The following is an 18,424-nucleotide window of genomic DNA, read 5'->3' as shown; positions in this document are numbered from 1 at the left end:
AGGTGGTGTTGTTGGAGAAGAACTCTAACAACGGCACTCCAACAACGGCAGAACTCCAACAACGGCGCTCCAAACAAAGAGAGTGTCACATTTTTCTTTTCAAATTCCGTCCTTACTGTAACAACCCTGAAGCGATCCTGTTCGTTCTGGGGGCATGGATAGACGTGTAAAATTTGATTTTGAGATCTACTTCACCAACGGCGGCAACATCAAAGGTGAAGATTTTCGCCTCGACATCGAGGGTGATACCATCTCCGACAAAGCTTTGGCAGACTACATTATTGCCGACCTCCGCCTGCTCATGGTGGGGGAAGCTAAGATTCTGAACAAAGAAATTCTTACTGAGCCGCACAAGCGAAAGCCTATCAAAGAACAAAGTGGGTCGTCGGTACTCGTCGATCTCAGTCATACCATCACCTCCGGGTTGGTCACCTACAAGGGTTTGCCCGCGCCGGTGATCTGCGACTATCTGAGTCGTGAGGACTCGAAGCAATTCTATGCGCCGGGCACAACGTTTCAGATCGGCAAAATAGAAATGGTAACGAACACCGGCACGTATATCGATTGTCCCTTTCACCGGTTTGAAGGTGGCAAAGATGTTTCCGAGTTTGGGTTGGAGCGTTTTGCAGATCTTGAAGGCGTCGTGATCCGCGTGCCCTATACCGAGTCGCTGGCCATCACCGTCGAACATGTGAAGAACTATGAAATACGGAATCGCGCCGTGCTGTTGCATACGGGTTGGGATGCGCATTGGAACACGGAAACGTATTATGACGGGCACCCTTATGTGACCCGCGAGGCCGCCGAATTCCTGCGCGACTGCGCCGTGAAACTGGTAGGCATCGACTCCCACAACATCGATGATACCCGGGATAAGGAGCGGCCGGTGCACACCACATTGCTGGGCGCGGAGATACTTATTGTCGAACATTTGTGTAACTTGTATACACTGCCGGCCGACGGGTTCACATTCAGTGCCATCCCACCCAAATTCAAGGGCGTGGGCACTTTCCCGGTTCGTGCCATGGCCCGGATACGATGAGGGCGTAAACGGTTGACTTGTCTGTGGATCTCCATTCATAGGGAAGGGAATGCAGAGTGTGCTGTGCTGCTGGTTTTCTGTAGAGGCGTGTTAACGGTTTTGTCAACCTAATGCAACGCTTATGAGATTCCGAGTTGTCGCTGTGATCTTGATCGTGACGGGAGCCTTCTTTACGGTCTTTCAACTGGCCCGTACGGGAAATACCTGGTATTGTCTTCTTTACGTCATATTCTCGATGTTTTATATTGTGCTGGTCAATGCCCAAGCCGCGCGAAAGCATCACAAACATTGAATTCTATTGGCCCGGAAAATGTTCTCAGAACACTCCCTACCGCTTGAAACAAGCGACCGGGGAATTGTCAAATATTGAATATCTTTGACTTTTATCGACTGGTAAATTCAACGCTGCTGTGACCCCGCTTTACGACAATCATGGGAGGCCCCTCACCTACTTGCGCCTGGCCGTAACCGACCGCTGCAACCTGCGTTGCTTTTACTGTATGCCCGAAGACGGCATCCGCTATCTCCCTAAAAAAGACTTGCTCACCTTTGAAGAGATCGAACGCCTCATCACACTGCTGGCATCGCTCGGCATTTCGAAGATCCGCCTCACGGGGGGCGAGCCGTTTGTGCGCCACGACCTCATGGACCTCATGCAGCGCATCACGGAAATTCCGGGCGTCAAAGACCTGCACCTCACCACCAATGGGGTGTTGACGGCACCGCATGTGGGCGCCCTCAAAAAGATGGGCATCGCGTCGGTGAACCTCAGCCTGGACACGCTCGACCGCGAACGCTTCCGGGTGATCACACGCCGCGACGAATTCGAGCCCGTCATGCACACCCTGAACCTGCTCCTGGAACACGACATTGCTGTGAAGATCAACGCCGTGGTGATGGAAGGAAAAAACATCGACGACATCGTGCCGCTCATCGAGCTCACCCGAAACCAGCGCGTCGAGGTCCGGTTCATCGAAGAGATGCCGTTCAATGGCGAGGGCAACCACTACCCCACCCTGCATTGGACGTACACCCGGATCCTGGACTATATCAAATCCCATTACCCCAACCTGGTCAAACTTCCCGACCCGCAACATTCCACGGCCTACACCTACACCATCCCCGGCCACCTTGGAAACCTCGGCATCATCGCCGCCTTCAGCCGCACGTTCTGCGGCACCTGCAGCCGCCTCCGGGTCACCGCCCAGGGCACACTCAAAACCTGTCTCTACGACGACGGCGCACTGGACCTCCGCGCCCTCCTCCGCGGAAACCACTCCGACGACTCCATCAAACAACAGCTCCACACCGCCTTCCAACACCGCGCCAAAGACGGCTTCGAAGCCGAACAACACCGCAAAAACCACCTGCCCGTAAGCGAATCGATGTCCACCATAGGAGGCTAAATCGCACGACAGGCCCCGATCTAACGCACTGGCCATTAAACAATTGAGCCCCTTTCGACCGCAGAAATCTACTGGCTCCTGGCTCCTGACTCCTGGCTCCTATTTCTCCCAAATCCTTCTTATTTTGCACCCCTTATAAATTCACATCCCCTTAAACGGATTCATGAAAAAAATAAACTTCGCCAAAGACGTTCTGCCCCACGGCGTGGCCATTGGAATCTTCCTGATCGTAACGTTCTTCTTCTTCAACCCGGTGTTCTTCGACCACAAGGTGATCAACCAGCATGACATCCAACAGTGGGAAGGTTCTTCCAAGGCCTCGCGCGACTATCGCGAGAAGACCGGCGAGGAACCGCTTTGGACGGAGACGATGTTCAGCGGCATGCCCGCCTACCTGGTCAACGTGCAATGGAGCAACCAGGCGGTGTCTTACCTCAAGGCGGTGATCAGCTTCAAGCTTCCACATCCCGTTTGCAATATCTACCTCGCTTTTTTGTGTTACTATATTATGCTGATCACGTTCGGCGTGCGACCCTATTTAGCGATCGCGGGCGCGATTGGATTTGGGTTGTCCACGTACATGATCATTGGGATCATGGCCGGGCACAATGCGCGTGTTGGCGCCATTGCTTTCATGCCCTTAGTCGTCGCGGGGATTCATCTTGCTTTCTCCGGGAAACGCATCCTTGGATTTGGTGTGACGACGGCAGCGCTTGCCTTGCACTTTCGTGAGAATCACTTGCAGATGACCTATTACTTGTTGCTGATCGTTTTGATCTATGGATTGATCCGCCTCATCGAAGCCATCCGCGAGAAAACCCTTCCCGACTTTGCGAAGACCATCGGTGTGCTGATCGTGGCCGCCGCCATCGGTGCGGGCACGTTCTTCGGACCGATGTGGGCTGTGACCGAATATACATCGTATTCCATTCGTGGAAAGTCAGAACTGGTAGCACACGGCTCCTCCGACCAAGGTCAAACCGGCCCCGGTAAAAACTGGGCCTTCGACTACAGCAACGGCATCCTTGAACCGATGGTGTTGCTCATCCCGAACTTCTATGGCGGCAGTTCCAGCAACCTGATCGCCAACGATCAGAACAGCGAGGTATACAAGGCGCTGGTGCGCTCGAAAGATGAACAAATGGCCAACCAACTGGCGAACTACACGGTGGCCTATTGGGGTGAGCAAGGCCTCACGGCGCCTTACTACGCCGGCGCGGTGATCGTTTTCATTTTTGCCTTGGGCATCGCTTTCGCGGATAAGAAATATGTTTGGTGGTTGACGTCGGTGGCAGTGCTGGGGATCATGTTAAGTTGGGGAAAGAATTTCTCCGCGTTCAATTATTTCCTGTTTGATTATCTGCCTGGCTATAACAAATTCAGATCCGTAACCTTCACACTGATCCTCTTCTTGTTTGCCGCCCCTTTCCTGGGATTGCTCGGCGTGGAGAAGATCATGCAAAAGGGCTTAACAAAAGAAGCCAAGCGAAAAGTACTTATCGCTCTTGCCTCCACCGGCGGCTTGTGCCTGTTGCTTTGGTTAGGCGCCGGCATGTTCAGCTTTCTCCGCGAAGGCGAGAACCAACTCCCGGTCTGGTTCACCGGCGCGATGATCGACGATCGCATGAGCCTCTTCAGAAGCGACGCGTTCCGCTCCCTCGTCTTTATCGTGCTCGCGTTTGTCACGATCTACTTTGAAGTGTGGACCAAAATATCGCCCGTGGCCTTCTACGCGTTCTTCATCGCCCTCGTAACCCTCGATGTGGCCATCGTCGACAACCGATATTTCACCAAGGCCAACTATCAGCGCAAGCGCGAAGATACTTTCTACACCATGACCGAAGCCGACAAGGCCATCGCGCAGGATAAGGCGATGTATCGTGTTTATAACATCCAACCCGGTGCGTTCACCAGCGAGGCGCATACCTCCTACTTCCACAACTCCATCGGCGGCTATCACGGGGCGAAGTTGAAGCGGTACATGGACCTCTACGATTCTTGTCTCTTCAAAGAGACCAACGCCTTCATCACCGATGCACAAGGTGGAAAGTTTGATCTTGAAAAGCGCGGCATCATGAATATGCTCAACATCAAGTACCTGGTGTATGGACCGGGGCGCGATAATATCATACCCAACGGAAGCGCCTTGGGAAATGCCTGGTTTGTCAACGAAGTGGTCACGGTTAATTCCCCTACGGAAGAGCTGGCCAAAGTATGCGGCCTCGACACACGCCATGTCGCCGTAGTGGATGGCTCGAAGTTTAAACCCGCAAGTTTTTCAGCGGACAGCTCAGCTTCCATTACCTTGACCGAGCATTCGCCCAACCGGATGAAATACGAAAGCCAATCACAACAAAACGGATTCGCGGTGTTCTCGGAGATCTACTATCCAAAAGGATGGAAAGCCACGATCGATGGAAAAGAAACCGAGATCCTGCGCGCTGACTATGTGTTGCGGGCCTTGAACGTTCCCTCAGGCAAGCATACTATAGAATTCAAATTCGAGCCTGCAGCTTATGTAACAGGCAACAAGGTGACGATGGCGGCGTCCTGGATTATGGTGCTGGTGTTGCTGGGTAGTCTGGGATGGTCGTTGCGCGAGGAGAAATCATGAATTGAACCGCGAGGCGCAAAGCCAACTTTGCGTTGACTTTGCGCCTCTGCGTCTTTTCAGCGCTCGCCGAAGCTTTAGCGAAGGTGAGGCAGTGAAAAATTCTACACCGTAGGATACACCCACTCTCCCCGATACGCCCGGCTCAAAAGCTTATTTGCCTCCGCATCGTTCTTGATCAAGCCTTTCTCTCCATCCCACTCCACGCTCCTTCCCAACTTCCAACTCAGCATCCCCAACAAACTCATGTTGGTAGACCGCTGCCCAACCTCGATATCACACATCGACAGCTTATTCGTCTTGATCGATGTTAAAAAGTCAGCCCACAACGCGGCGATGTTTTGCTGATCAGGTTCGTCCAGCTTTGGCGCTTCATGGATGATCTGCTTTTTTGTATCGGAAGGATAGAATGTCCAACCGTCGAGCCAGCCCATGTGGAAGGTGCCTTCGGTGCCATAGAAGTAGCAGCCGATGTTGGTCTTCTCCGCTTCGTTGCCGGCATAGAGGCGGTGTTCCCACGAGGCAGTGAAGGTTTCAAATTCGAAGAGCACGTTTTGGGTGTCGGGTGCATCGGTACTGTCCTCGCGAATGAAACGGTTGGCGGTGGAGTATACCTTCTTCGGATGTTTCTCTTCGGTCCACCACAGGATCTGGTCCATCCAGTGAATGCCCCAGTCGCCCAATTGGCCGTTGGCATAATCCAAATACGAGCGGAAACCTTTCGGGTGCATGGTGGGATTGTAGGCGCGCAAGGGCGCAGGGCCACACCACATGTTCCAATCCAAGGTAGACGGTGCTTCAGCATCGGGTGTCTTCTTACCCGGGCCTCCCGGATAGTGCACGAACGCTCTCACCGATCCAATCTTCCCGGCCTTCCCGGATTTTAAAAATTGCATACCGGAAATATTATGCGGCGACGCCCGGCGGTGCGTTCCCACCTGCACGATGCGTTGCGTGTCGCGCGCCGCTTTCACCATCGCTTTGCCTTCGTTGATGGTGTGACAGATGGGTTTCTCCACATACACGTGTGCCCCCGCTTTCATCGCGGCGATGGCGATGAGGGGATGCCAATGGTCGGGCGTGGCCACGATCACGATCTCGGGTTTCTCCTTGGCCAGCAGCTCGCGATAGTCGCGGTAGATCTTTGGGGTGTCGCCGCTGAGTTTCTTCACTTCCTCCAGCGTCGCTTTGATTTGATTTTCATCGACATCGCACAAGGCCACCACTTTGCTTTCGCCGGCCTGGATGGCGCAGCGCAAAATGTTGCCGCCCCACCATCCCGAGCCAATGAGTGCCGTGGTATATTTTTTATCCTTTCCCAGAACTTTGATAAGCGGTGCCGCGGCAAATCCCACCGTGGCGGCAGCGGTTGTTTGAATGAATGTTCGGCGTTGCATAGTCTTTATGGTTGACGTTTACTGATCGTCGCTTCAAAATATAACTTCGATGTAACCCTGCGAGGGCAGCTTCTCGTGGCCGTGCAACAAACCGGGACGCCACGCGGGTCCTTCTTTGACAACGCGTATGGCTTCGGCATCATGTTCCGGCGACACACCCTCGATCACCACAAAGTCCCACATCGACCCGTCGACGCCTACATTGAACACCACCTTCACGGTGCCGCTCTTGAAACCGGGTGGCTTGCGCGTATGAAGAAAAAGATATTTCCGGTATTCTGCCATACCGTTTACAGGAAAGGCATAGAGACTCGTCTGGTCGTAGACATAGCGCTTACCCCGGTCTTCCGACATACCGCGGATGATGCGGTTGTCGCGATAGATCTCATGGAAATAGGGCTTGCCATCGGGATGAAACCCATACCAGTCGCCATCGCGTCGCCCGTTTTGATACGGGCCTTCTTCGGATACCTGTCCCGTGGCGTACCAGCGGATGGCTTTGCCGCGACCGTTCTCTACTTGGGGATTCCCCAACGAATCCCATACACTACGGGTATACCCCTGACCGTTGTAGAACACTTCGCTTTCGAGCTTGCCGTTCCAATGATATATTTCCCAACGCCCGATGGACTCTTCCTTGTCATAGCGTCCCGCCGAAGTATAGGTTCCCCTTTCCGAATAATAAAGAAAGATCCCATTCTTCATGCCCCGCAGATATTGTCCTTTCATCTGGATAGTGCCGTCGCGATAGTAGTCGCGCACAGCACCTTGCCACCGGCCCGCCGAATCTTGCGTGCCGATGCGATAAAAGCGCGCCGTGTTGGGATCGTCGGTTTCGTGCCATGCGGAATCAAAAAAGACTTTCTTCATCTCCATCGCGGGCGATGCCGTTTCGGTGCTGTCAGGCTCCGGCTCACGGGGAGGCGTCGTGAAGTTGAGGCCATATTGCAACGGCGGCACGGTGCTGAATTTTGCCGCCACCACCTCGAGGCTGTCCATGTAGACATAGGATTCGCGCTCGATGAGGTTGATGCGATACCCCGTTTCTTCCTCCCGGAAGCTCACATACATTTTCATGGAGGCGGTGTCGGAGGCAAGTGCCTGGGGAACGGAGGGAATATCCTTTAGGGATTGCCGAATGCCTTGCCAGCGTGTTAAGATCAGGTGGAGGCTGTCGCCCAGTTCGGCATCGGTGCGGAGATCGCGAAAGTAATGATGCGTTTTGTCTTCGGTGGCGCGAACGCGTTGATAGATGCGATAGTATTGAACCTGGCTTTTGGGAAGGAGCAGCAAGGTGAAGGGCAAGGCAATGGCGATCACCGCCAGGTGCCGGTTGTCGATGAAGGCACGCAACTTAACGTGCAGCACGGCCAACACCAGGCCCGCCACAAAACCTCCGGCGTGGGCAGCGTGATCCAGGTTCATTAAAAACGAAACCGCGGTCATGATCACCAGGAAGATCACAAAGTTGATGATCACCAACGTGAACTGCCGACGATCGTCGTAGGTTCCCATGAGATCCGCGCCCAGGCGGTAAGCATACAATCCGAACAATGCTCCCGACGCGCCGACACTGGGAACATAAACATTGAACGCAAGGCTCGCCAAGCCACCTGCCAAGCCGCAAATAAAATAGAGGATGACAAAACGAAGTGGACCCACATCTCCTTCCAGGTCACGGCCCAGCGAATACAGGGCAAACATGTTGACCAGCAAATGAAGAACGTGACCGTGGAGGAACATCGATGTGACCAGCCGCCACGGTTCTCCCCCGAGGGTGAACGGATTGAAATTGGCGCCGGCATTTAGGATCGTGACGATGTCGACAGGGTCCAATAACGGGCTCTGCTGGTAAGTAGCCATGATGGCGTAGGCCACTACATTGATGGCCATCAGCACGTAGGTTGCAATCGGTTGGTTCTTCATGCGCAAGTGTGAAAGTAGCAAAAAAACGTTTTAATCCCTGTTTTGTTGGGGGCAACAGGAGGTTCACCGCCTCACCTCCACTAAAGCTTCGGCGAGTACAGAAAGACGCAAAAAGGGTGGTGAAATATTTTTACCGGCTTACCAGTGCACTCAATTTAGCCTCAACCTCCGCGAAACGGAATTCCGTCAGCGCACGCTCCATCGCAGCGCGAATCTCGCTGAGGCAAAGGTTGCCAATGCTTCCTTCATGGGTATGATGCACGTTCGTGTCGGGATGATAGATACCTTTCTCGATGTCCATACCCACCTTTTTATAAGCATCCCGGAAAGGCATGCCGGCAAGCACGAGCTTGTTCACTTCCTCCACACTGAAAAGGAACTTGTATTTGTCGTCGTTCAGAATATGGTCCTGCACTTTGATGTTAGAGAGCATGAGCTGCATCATCCGCAAGCAATCCTTCAGGTTTTGGATGGCCGGAAAAAGCAGTTCTTTCAAAAGCTGCATGTCGCGATGATAACCGGAAGGCAAATTGACGGTAGCCAGCGCAATATCATTCGGCAATGCCTGCAGTTGATTGCACCGCGCACGGATCAACTCAAACACATCCGGATTCTTTTTATGCGGCATAATACTGGATCCCGTTGTCAACTCATCCGGGAAACCGATAAAGCCAAAGTTCTGATTCATAAACAAACAAGCATCCATCGACAGCTTGCTCAATGTGGCCGCGATGTTTGCCAGCGCACTGGCCATAATGCGTTCGGTCTTACCTCTTCCCATCTGCGCGTAGACGACGTTGTAGTTCAAGGATTCAAATCCCAACAAGTTCGTGGTCATCGTCCGGTTCAAGGGAAACGAAGAGCCATAGCCCGCAGCGGAACCCAAGGGATTTTTATTCGCCACACGATAGGCCGACTGCAGCGTGATCACATCGTCTACCAAGCTTTCCGCGTAAGCGCCAAACCACAAGCCAAACGACGAGGGCATCGCCAACTGCAGGTGGGTATAGCCCGGCAGCAGATGATCTTTGTATTTCTCACTTTGTTGAAGCAGCAAATCAAAAAGAGGTTGCACTTCGCCAATCACATTTTCGATCTCCGCGCGAAGAAACAGCTTGATGTCCACCAGCACCTGGTCGTTGCGCGAGCGGCCGCTGTGGATCTTCTTGCCCATTTCGCCGCAACGCTTTGTCAGCTCCAGTTCCACTTGCGAATGCACGTCCTCCACCCCAGCCTCAACCTTGAAGTCACCGGCGGCGATGCTGGCGTAGATATTCTTCAGCTCTGCCGAAAGCACTTTCAATTCCTCGGCCGTCAGCAACCCGATAGATTCCAGCATGGTGATGTGGGCCAGCGAACCCAGCACGTCAAACGGCGCGAGGAACAAGTCCATTTCCTGGTCTTTTCCTACCGTGAATTTTTCGACCTCTTTCAACGAGGCCTTATCTTTTTGCCAGAGTTTCATGCGATTAAGGGTTTGCTTGTGGGAGTCAGCGATGCGATCACTTCCGCCGTGGTGGCAATGGAAGCGTACTCATCTTTTAAATTGGACAAGGATACCTGGTGGATCAAGGTGGATGAATATTTCGTGCCGTCCACCCCAACCTTATCAAAGCTCGCCGTGGCATCCGACACCACCGTGGTGTGAAAACCCAACTCGCCGGCCATACGCGCCGTAGCCTCTACGGAATTGTTAGTGACGAAGCCCGTGATGATCAGCTTTGCAATGTGCTGTGCTTTGAGAAATGCTTCCAGATCGGTTTTGATAAAGGCGTTAGCCGTCGATTTATGTATTGACTTCTCGCCCGGCAAAACGGTTACGAAATCTTTTAACAGATTTCCTTTCTGTCCCGGGCGGAAAGGTGACGCAGGAGAAACCGAATCGTGTTGAACGATCACAATGGGTAAACCCAAAGCACGGCAATGTTTTAATAACCGTGCGATATTCTCTTCCGCCGTGGGATTGTTCCGGTTGCCACCCCAATGTCCGGCCTCGTCAATCCCGTGTTGAACATCGATCACGATCAAAGCCGTTTTCTCGGTGGCGGTCATGACAGGATCACGTTGTCCAACAGTTTGATGTAGGTGGTGATGCCTTGTTCGATCTCATGCGCAAAGATGAATTCATCTGCCGAATGAGAACGCGCCGAATCCCCAGGACCCATTTTCACCGAAGGCACAGGAATAAGGGCCTGGTCGGACGTTGTCGGGGAACCATATAATTCAAGCCCCAATTTCTTGGCCGACTGCACCAAGGGGTGGTCGAGAGCAATACCCGACGAGCGCATGCGCAATGACCGGGGTGTTACCTCGCAGGTAACATGTTGTTTGATGATTTCCAGCGCTTCTTCCAGGGTATAGGCGTCTGTGACGCGTACGTCTACCGTGAACCGGCATTCGGCAGGCACCACGTTGTGCTGGCTTCCGGAGTTGATGATGGTGACCGTCATCTTCATTTGCCCCAGCGTTTCAGAAACTTTCGGATAGCGGAACGTTCTGAACCATTCAATGTCGGGCAGGGCCACATAGATGGAGTTGATGCCTTCTTCGCGTGCCGCATGGCCGGGTTTTCCCTTGGCCAGGCAGTCCAGCACCATCAATCCCTTTTCGGCCGTGGCCATGTTGCAAAGGGTGGGCTCGCCAACAATCGCAAAGTCAATGGGCGTCAATGACGACCAGATGCTTTCCACGCCGCCGGTGCCGGAGATCTCTTCTTCGGCGGTGGCCGCGATCACGATGTTGTACTTCAGGTCGGTGCGATTATAATAGTGCAGGAACGTGGCCATCAGCGACACCAGCGGACCACCGGCATCGTTGCTGCCCAGGCCATACAACTTGCCGTCGATGATCTCGGGTTTGAAGGGATCGCGTGTGTAGCCGGAGTTGGGCCGTACGGTGTCATGGTGGGAGTTCAGCAGCACCGTGGGTTTGGCAGGATTGAAGTGCTTGTTGCGCGCCCACACGTTGTTGGCCCGGCGATAGGTGTGCACGCCGTGCTTCTCAAAAAACTCCTCGATGATGAAAGCAACCTCCTCTTCCTCCTTGCTAAACGAAGGCGTTGCAATGAGCTTCATCAAGAGTGCCGTGGCTTCTGTGTGTAATGATTCCATAGTTATTTTGCTGCGGGATGCCGGGGCAAGCCAGCAGCTTTTACAAAGTTATCAAAGTACCTTCCGTTTCCGGGCCGGTGTTCTTCACCAGGTCGATGGCTTCGCCGATCAGCACCTCTTTCACGCCTGCGTTCAGTGCAGCGTAAGCATTCTCCAACTTCGGCAATATGCCATCGGCAAAAACACCTTGTGGCAAGAGCTGGTCGTAGAGCTCCCGGGGCAAATGGCGGATCACCGATTCTGCTTTATTCACATCGCGCAACACGCCTTTCTTCTCAAAGCAAAAGATCAATCGCACATCATACAATTTCCCCAAGGCCACGGCCAGCACCGAGGCGATGGTGTCGGCATTGGTGTTCAGGATCTTTCCATCGGCATGCGTGAGCGGGGCAAACACGGGAACCACATTTTGCTGCAAGAGTGTCGCCAGCAATTTTGTGTTCACGTTTTCCGGTTTGATGTCGCCCACGAAACCGTAGTCGATATCTTTCACGGGCCGCTTGGTGGCCTGGATCAGGTTGCCATCGGCGCCGGTCACACCCCAGGCGTTGCATCCCAGGCGTTGCAGTTGGGCCACCAGTTGTTTGTTCACCAACCCGCCATACACCATCGTGACCAGGTCCAGCGTAGGCGCATCGGTGATGCGGCGGCCGTTGTGATAGTTGGCCGCGATGCCCAGTTGTTCACCCAGCTTCGTGGCAATCTTTCCACCACCGTGGATCAATATCGTATGCGCTTTGATGGTGGCAAAGTCTTTCAAAAAGGCTTCGAGCGCCCCCGCATTGTCCAGCACATTGCCACCGATCTTGATGATGAATAGTTTCTCCATGCGTTGTATCGACCGCTAATCTAGTGTTTCTCTTTCAAAATCTCCGACAGCACCGCTTGCGCAGCCCACACCCGGTTCGAAGCCTGTTGCGTCACCACGCTGTTTGGTCCATCCAGGATCTCGTCGCTCAGCTCCACATTTCTGCGCACGGGCAGGCAGTGCATCACTTTCGCGTTGTTGGTGAGGGCCAGCTTTTGGTTGGTCAGCATCCACTGGGGATCGTTGCAATAGATGCGGCCGTAGTCGGTGTAGGTGCTCCAGTTCTTTACGTAGACAAAATCGGCCTGCTTGAGAGCTTCCGATTGATCGGTCACGATGGTAGCGCCTTTTGTAAAGCGTTCATCCAGTTCGTAGTCTTCCGGGTGGGTGATCACAAAGTCCGCTCCCCCCCACGCATTGATCCACTGCGAGAAACTGTTGGCCACACATTGCGGCAAAGCTTTCACATGCGGCGCCCAGCTCAGCACAATCTTGGGACGGCGCTTGGCGGTATCAAAGTTCTCCATGATGGTGATCACATCCGTCAGACTTTGCAACGGGTGAAGCGTAGCGCTCTCCAGGCTTACTACGGGTATGCCGGCGTATTTTATAAATTGATTGATGTAGAGCTCGCTGTAATCATCCACCTTGTTTTGCAATGAAGGGAACGTGCGAATGCCTAGCACATCAAAATAATTTCCCAGGATCGGGGCGGCATCTTTCACGTGCTCCACGGTGTTGCCACTCATGATCGCCTCGTCTTCAAACTCCAATGCCCAACCGTCCTGGCCCACGTTGAACACGATGGCTTCCATGCCGAGATTTTGCGCGGCCAGTTGCGTACTGAGACGGGTGCGCATACTCGGATTCAAAAACAATAACCCGATGCGTTTGCCTGCACCCAGCGACTTGGCTTTGAAAGGGTTGGCTTTGCATTCCAGGGCTTTCTTTACGAGCCCCGGGATGTCGGGGACATCGGCGGCGGAAATAAAGTTTTTCATGACAGCGCTGCGTTGAGGGCGGTAAGGAAAATATCGATTTCATTTTTGGCCAGCGCCAGCGAAGGCAACAACCGGATGGTGTTGGGCTTTGCTTCGCCGGTGAAGACCTTGTGTTTCGTGAGCAGATCGTTGCGCACAGATTTCTTTTCTTCGGGAAGATCGAATCCGATCATGAGGCCTCTTCCACGAACATTTTGGAGAAGCGGTATTTTTTTAAGGGCCTGCATGCAGTAGTCGCCCTGTTGTGAAGCATTCTCCAGCAATTTTTCATTCTCCATCACTTCCAGCACAGCAAGCGATGCTGCCGCCGCGAGGTAGTTGCCCCCAAACGTAGTGCCCAGCATGCCACTCCACGGTTTGATATCCCCCTGGATCAACACGCCCCCTACAGGGAAACCGTTGCCCATGCCCTTTGCCATGGTGATGAGGTGCGGCTTGATGCCGGCAAACTGGTGCGCAAAGAATTTACCCGTGCGGCCATAGCCGGACTGGATCTCATCCAGGATCAGCAACGAGCCATTGGCGCGACACTTCTTATCTAAAAATTGAAGAAACGAATCATGGGGCAGTTGTATGCCGCCGACGCCTTGAATCCCTTCGATGATCACTGCCGCCACTTCATTGTTGAGGGCTTTCTCAAAAGCAGCTTCATCGTTGAACGGAACAAAAACGATGTCGTGCCCCGCGTTGAACGGCGCCACGATCTTCGGATTGTCCGTCGCTGCCACAGCGCCGGATGTGCGACCGTGAAAAGCTTTCGTGAACGCAATCACTTTCTTGCGACCTGTAACAAACGACGCGAGCTTCAATGCGTTCTCGTTGGCTTCGGCGCCCGAATTACAAAGAAAAAGTTGATAGTCGGGATATCCGGAAAGCTCACCCAACTTCTCGGCAAGTTTCACCTGCAGCGGGTTCTGCACGCTGTTGGAGTAAAACGCGATCTTGCTCAATTGATCCGACAGCGTTCTCACATATTGAGGATGCGAATGGCCAATGGAAATAACGGCATGGCCACCGTACAGATCGAGGTACTTCTCGCCTTTGTCGTCCCAAAGCCACGAGCCCTGAGCCTTGACAGGCGTTATGTTGAATAAGGGATATACGTCAAATAATTTCATGGTTCCAAGATTTTATCGAAAAGACACTGCCTGCAGCATCTTCACGGTTTGACTTATGACATTGTGATCAGGAAGACCGGACTAAAAAACGATGCTCTTCAGCTTCAGTCCCGCGGTTTCTTCCAGTCCGCACATCAGGTTCATGTTTTGAACCGCCTGGCCCGACGCGCCCTTCAACAGGTTGTCGATGGCCGTGTGCACCACCAGCTTGTCGCCTTCTTTCTCCAGCGACAGCAAGCATTTGTTGGTGTTCACCACTTGCTTCAGATCGATGGTCTCATCGGACACGATCGTGAAGGGATGCTGTGCATAGAACTCGCGATACAGCGCCCGGAGTTCTTCCAGGGATCGGTCTGCGGCAATGATGGAACTCACAAATATGCCGCGTGTGAAATCGCCTCGCCAGGGAACAAAGTTTATCGATGCTCCAAAACCGGGTTGCAATTGTTGTACGGACCGACCGATCTCTTTCAGGTGTTGATGTGTAAGCGTTTTGTACGCCGAGATGTTGTTGGCACGCCACGTGAAGTGCGTGGTGTCCTGCAATTTTTGTCCCGCTCCCGTTGAACCGGTGATGCCCGTGGCATATACTTCCTTCAACAAGCCCGCTTTCGCTAACGGCAAAAGACCCACCTGGATGGCTGTAGCAAAACAACCGGGGTTGGCAATGTTGTCGGCTTTTTGAATGGCACTCTTATTCAATTCGGGAAGGCCATAAACAAATGACCGTGCACCGCTGGTCTCTCCCAAACGGAAGTCCTGGCTAAGGTCGATCACTTTGGCTTTTGCTTCCAGGGGATTTTCCTGCAGGAATTTTTTGCTCTCACCGTGTCCGAGACACAGGAAGATAACATCCGCACCCGGAGCGATATGATCCGAGAACGTCAGGTCTGTATCGCCCAACAGATCGGGATGCACTTCATGCAAGGGGTTGCCGGCATTGCTGCGGCTGTGCACGAAGGTCAGCGTCACGTCGGGGTGGTTGAGCAGGAGCCGAATGGTCTCGCCCCCGGTATAGCCGGCACCGCCTACTATTCCGACTTTCAATTTACTGGCCATCCACGTCTTCTTTTACCTGGTGGAAGATGGCGGCCTGGTTGCCAAAGATCTTGGTGAACCCTTTCACATCATCGCCCGTCCAGCCCAGGTTCATTTCACCATACTTGCCAAACTTGGACGACATGAGGTCGTAGGCCGACTCGATGCCCAGCACCTGGAAACGGTAGGGATAGAGTTGGATGTGCACATCGCCCGTCACATGCTCTTGCGAGCTGGTGAGGAACGCTTCGATGTCGCGCATGATGGGGTCGAGGTACTGGCCTTCGTGCAGCCAGTTGCCATAGAATTGCGCAAGCTGATCTTTCCAGCTGAGCTGCCATTTGGTGAGCACGTGTTTCTCCAGGGCATGGTGGCCCTTCAACACCAGCATGGGTGCTGCGGCTTCAAATCCCACACGGCCTTTGATGCCGATGATGGTATCGCCCACGTGGATGTCTCTTCCCACGCCGAATGGTCCGGCGATCTGTTGGAGGTATTGGATGGCTTCGGAGGGGTGGCCAAAAGCTTTGTCGTTCACTTTGGTGAGTTCGCCTTTCACGAACGTGAGCTTCACCGTTTCGGGGGCGGTCTTGGTCACTTGCGTGGGCCACGCTTCCTCGGGCAACATGCCCAGCGATTTCAGGGTCTCTTTTCCGCCGACCGATGTTCCCCACAACCCTTTGTTGATGGAGTACATGGCCTTCTCAAAGTTCATGCTCACCCCTTTCGATTTCAGGAACGCGATCTCTTCTTCGCGCGACAATTTCAATTCGCGGATGGGTGTAATGATCTCGATGCCGGGCACGAGAATGTTCAGGATCATATCAAAACGCACCTGGTCATTGCCCGCACCGGTGCTGCCGTGGGCTACTGCGTCGGCTTTCAATTCTTTGGCGTAAATGGCCACGGCTAACGCCTGCGACATGCGCTCGGCGGAAACGCTCAACGGGTAGGTATTATTTTTTAAGGCATTACCATAGATGAGGTAACGGATCACCTTATCGTAGTAGTTCTTGGTTTCGTCTACGGTCTTGTGAGAAGCCACGCCCAGATTTTTGGCACGGGTCTCGATCTCTTGTATCTCCTTTGCATCAAAGCCGCCGGTGTTGACGGTGATGGTATGAACTTCATAACCTTTTTCTTCGCCCAGGTACTTTACGCAGTAGGAAGTGTCTAGTCCTCCGCTGAATGCTAATACGACTTTCTTTTTCATGTTTATTGTTTATGCCTCCACCTTTCCGGCGCAGGCCGGCGATGGAACGCTATTACCAAAAAAATATGCTTAACAGGGATCTCTTTTTATCCGGCGTGTCGCCGTTGTCGTCATCCTTGCGTTTTGCTTTCAGGAGGACGAATTGTTTGAAGCGCACCCACCGGTCGAACAACGTGAGGTTGCCCTGGAAGTGGCGATGGCGGTGGTGCACCAATTCGCCCTCAGACGAAACGGTGGTGGAGACCGCTTTCTTTTCTTCCTCGGCCTTGGCGGCGCGGGCGGCTTCGGCGGCTTTCACTTTTTCTTCGGCTTCGGCCGGATCGAACAACATGGCGGTGCACATGCAGTTCTTTCTGCCCTTGCTCATCAGGATCTCGTAGTTCACGCAGCTTTTGCACCCCTTCCAGAACTCCTCATCCGAGGTCAGCTCCGAATAGGTAACAGGTTCGTAGCCCAGGTCCGAGTTGATCTTCATCACGGCCAGGCCGGTGGTGAGGCCGAAGATCTTGGAGGTGGGATACATCTCCCGCGAAAGCTGGAAGATCCGTTTCTTGATGTCGGTGGCGACGCCGGTCTTGCGGAAAGCTGGGGCCACGATGAGGCCGGAGTTGGCCACGTACTTGCCGTGCTCCCAGGCTTCGATATAGCAAAAGCCCACCCAGGTGCCGTCGGGATTCACCGCGATCACGGCCTTGCCTTCCTCCATCTTCTTTTCGATATAGGCAGGCGAACGCTTGGCAATACCGGTGCCACGCGCTTTGGCTGATTCCTCCATCTCGGTGGTGATGGTCTCAGCGTAATGTTTGTCCCCGGCGGTTGCCAGTCGGACGATGATATTATGTTTTTCCAATGTATTTTAAAATTATAACCTTGATGAAACATCCGTGCCAAAAGCACAAAAGGCGTAATGTCCTGGACACCACGCTTTTTTAACAAAAAAGATTTGTAATGGAGGTATCAGATACGCACGAAGCGTGTCGGTCGAGGTCGCCTGGTCACCGTGCAGGCAATAGTCAAGAACTGAACCGTTCTCTGGGAATGGTAAGCAGCGATCGCTGCTGATAGGATGGTGAACAATGTTTTCAATTTCTTCCTTAGCGTTTAATAGTTGAACGTCAGATAAAAATCATTCAGTTTAATTTTAGTTGTCATTCAAGAATGCAAAATTAAACGATAAAGTTTGGTAAAAGGTAACCTTTAGATTAAAAGACTGTAATTTTTTTCGTTTTGCTAACGAAAGTTAGTATTGGTTTTTACTTCGCGATCGTTGCGGTTCTTTCTCCCGAAAGGATTACCTTTGCGCATCGTTTACGAATAGCTGTTATGGTAAGAAAGAAAATTGTGATCACCAGCATTTTTGCAGGGCTTATTGTTTGCCTGGCCGCGATCTTCCGGCCGGTGCCCGCCGCCTCACCCGAAAACACCCTCAAAAGCCGCGGGACGGTGGAGACTGTGTTTGAGACGGGCGAAAACGATCTCGTTTTCAAGCTCAAAGGCGACGACCGCATTTATTACCTCAACCAAGGCCTCGAAAACGGCCCCACCCTCGCCGAATTACGGGAGGACCTTTCCGGACAAGCCATCGAGATCTACTACGTGAAATACTGGACCCCCATCGATCCCCTCAGCAAACTGAAACACATCGCCAAAGTGGACGTGAACCAGACCACGCTGTACTCCGAGATCGAGTAAAACAAAATGTTTTGTATAGAGGGCCAGGACTCCTGACCCGCCATTCACCCCTTGAAAAGGAT

The 18,424-nt window shown here is 53.1% G+C and carries 16 protein-coding genes; 5 read left to right on the top strand and 11 right to left on the bottom strand.

Annotated elements, in window-relative coordinates:
• The first annotated feature begins 154 nt into the window (after positions 1 to 154).
• From D4L85_RS18395 to D4L85_RS18385, 4 genes are all read left to right on the top strand, one after another.
• Entirely contained in the window at positions 155 to 1,042 is an 888-nt protein-coding gene (locus D4L85_RS18395) for a cyclase family protein (RefSeq protein ID WP_119755673.1), read from the top strand.
• Positions 1,043 to 1,163: 121 nt separating this feature from the next.
• Positions 1,164 to 1,334, top strand: coding sequence for a hypothetical protein (locus D4L85_RS34460; protein ID WP_160143819.1), 171 nt, complete (start codon positions 1,164 to 1,166; stop codon positions 1,332 to 1,334).
• A 118-nt stretch (positions 1,335 to 1,452) separates the two neighbouring features.
• Positions 1,453 to 2,448, top strand: coding sequence for a GTP 3',8-cyclase MoaA (gene moaA / locus D4L85_RS18390; RefSeq protein ID WP_119755672.1), 996 nt, complete (start codon positions 1,453 to 1,455; stop codon positions 2,446 to 2,448).
• A gap of 163 nt (positions 2,449 to 2,611) precedes the next feature.
• Positions 2,612 to 5,062: a YfhO family protein gene (locus tag D4L85_RS18385; protein WP_119755671.1), complete on the top strand. Its 2,451-nt coding sequence runs from the start codon at positions 2,612 to 2,614 to the stop codon at positions 5,060 to 5,062.
• 101 nt (positions 5,063 to 5,163) lie between these two features.
• Here D4L85_RS18385 and D4L85_RS18380 read toward each other — a convergent pair whose 3' ends face one another.
• From D4L85_RS18380 to D4L85_RS18330, 11 genes are all read right to left on the bottom strand, one after another.
• Positions 5,164 to 6,456, bottom strand: coding sequence for a Gfo/Idh/MocA family protein (locus D4L85_RS18380; protein ID WP_119755670.1), 1,293 nt, complete (start codon positions 6,454 to 6,456; stop codon positions 5,164 to 5,166).
• A gap of 33 nt (positions 6,457 to 6,489) precedes the next feature.
• Positions 6,490 to 8,382 (bottom strand): rhomboid family intramembrane serine protease, encoded by a 1,893-nt coding sequence (locus D4L85_RS18375; RefSeq protein ID WP_119755669.1) that lies wholly within the window; start codon positions 8,380 to 8,382, stop codon positions 6,490 to 6,492.
• Between the two features lie 130 nt (positions 8,383 to 8,512).
• Positions 8,513 to 9,847 carry an argininosuccinate lyase gene (gene argH / locus D4L85_RS18370; RefSeq protein WP_119755668.1) on the bottom strand — a complete coding sequence of 445 codons (1,335 nt, stop codon included), beginning with the start codon at positions 9,845 to 9,847 and terminating at the stop codon, positions 8,513 to 8,515.
• Positions 9,844 to 10,434, bottom strand: a complete 591-nt coding sequence (locus tag D4L85_RS18365) for a cysteine hydrolase family protein (RefSeq protein WP_119755667.1) — start codon at positions 10,432 to 10,434, stop codon at positions 9,844 to 9,846. The genes argH and D4L85_RS18365 overlap by 4 nt, the downstream gene beginning before the upstream one ends.
• Positions 10,431 to 11,492 carry a M20 family metallo-hydrolase gene (locus D4L85_RS18360; RefSeq protein WP_119755666.1) on the bottom strand — a complete coding sequence of 354 codons (1,062 nt, stop codon included), beginning with the start codon at positions 11,490 to 11,492 and terminating at the stop codon, positions 10,431 to 10,433. The genes D4L85_RS18365 and D4L85_RS18360 overlap by 4 nt, the downstream gene beginning before the upstream one ends.
• 40 nt (positions 11,493 to 11,532) lie before the next feature.
• Positions 11,533 to 12,321 (bottom strand): acetylglutamate kinase, encoded by a 789-nt coding sequence (gene argB, locus D4L85_RS18355; protein WP_119755665.1) that lies wholly within the window; start codon positions 12,319 to 12,321, stop codon positions 11,533 to 11,535.
• A 20-nt stretch (positions 12,322 to 12,341) separates the two neighbouring features.
• The gene (locus D4L85_RS18350; protein WP_119755664.1) at positions 12,342 to 13,301 is read right to left on the bottom strand and encodes a Rossmann-fold NAD(P)-binding domain-containing protein; all 960 of its coding nucleotides are present in this window, start codon (positions 13,299 to 13,301) and stop codon (positions 12,342 to 12,344) included.
• A complete protein-coding gene (locus D4L85_RS18345) occupies positions 13,298 to 14,419 on the bottom strand; it encodes an aspartate aminotransferase family protein (RefSeq protein ID WP_119755663.1) in 1,122 nt (373 codons plus the stop codon). Before D4L85_RS18345 ends, D4L85_RS18350 begins: the two co-directional genes overlap by 4 nt.
• 81 nt (positions 14,420 to 14,500) lie before the next feature.
• Entirely contained in the window at positions 14,501 to 15,478 is a 978-nt protein-coding gene (argC, locus tag D4L85_RS18340; RefSeq protein WP_119755662.1) for an N-acetyl-gamma-glutamyl-phosphate reductase, read from the bottom strand.
• Positions 15,468 to 16,670, bottom strand: a complete 1,203-nt coding sequence (gene argG / locus D4L85_RS18335) for an argininosuccinate synthase (RefSeq protein ID WP_119755661.1) — start codon at positions 16,668 to 16,670, stop codon at positions 15,468 to 15,470. Before argG ends, argC begins: the two co-directional genes overlap by 11 nt.
• A 52-nt stretch (positions 16,671 to 16,722) precedes the next feature.
• Entirely contained in the window at positions 16,723 to 17,520 is a 798-nt protein-coding gene (locus D4L85_RS18330; protein WP_119755660.1) for a GNAT family N-acetyltransferase, read from the bottom strand.
• Between the two features lie 473 nt (positions 17,521 to 17,993).
• Between D4L85_RS18330 and D4L85_RS18325 the strand changes: the two genes are divergently transcribed.
• Positions 17,994 to 18,362 carry a hypothetical protein gene (locus D4L85_RS18325; RefSeq protein ID WP_119755659.1) on the top strand — a complete coding sequence of 123 codons (369 nt, stop codon included), beginning with the start codon at positions 17,994 to 17,996 and terminating at the stop codon, positions 18,360 to 18,362.
• Positions 18,363 to 18,424: the final 62 nt, after the last annotated feature.

The sequence above is a fragment of the Chryseolinea soli genome, assembly GCF_003589925.1.
In the GTDB taxonomy this organism is placed as follows: domain Bacteria; phylum Bacteroidota; class Bacteroidia; order Cytophagales; family Cyclobacteriaceae; genus Chryseolinea; species Chryseolinea soli.
The sequence above is the reverse complement of the archived record's forward strand: the minus strand, read 5'-3'. Positions and strand labels throughout refer to the sequence as shown.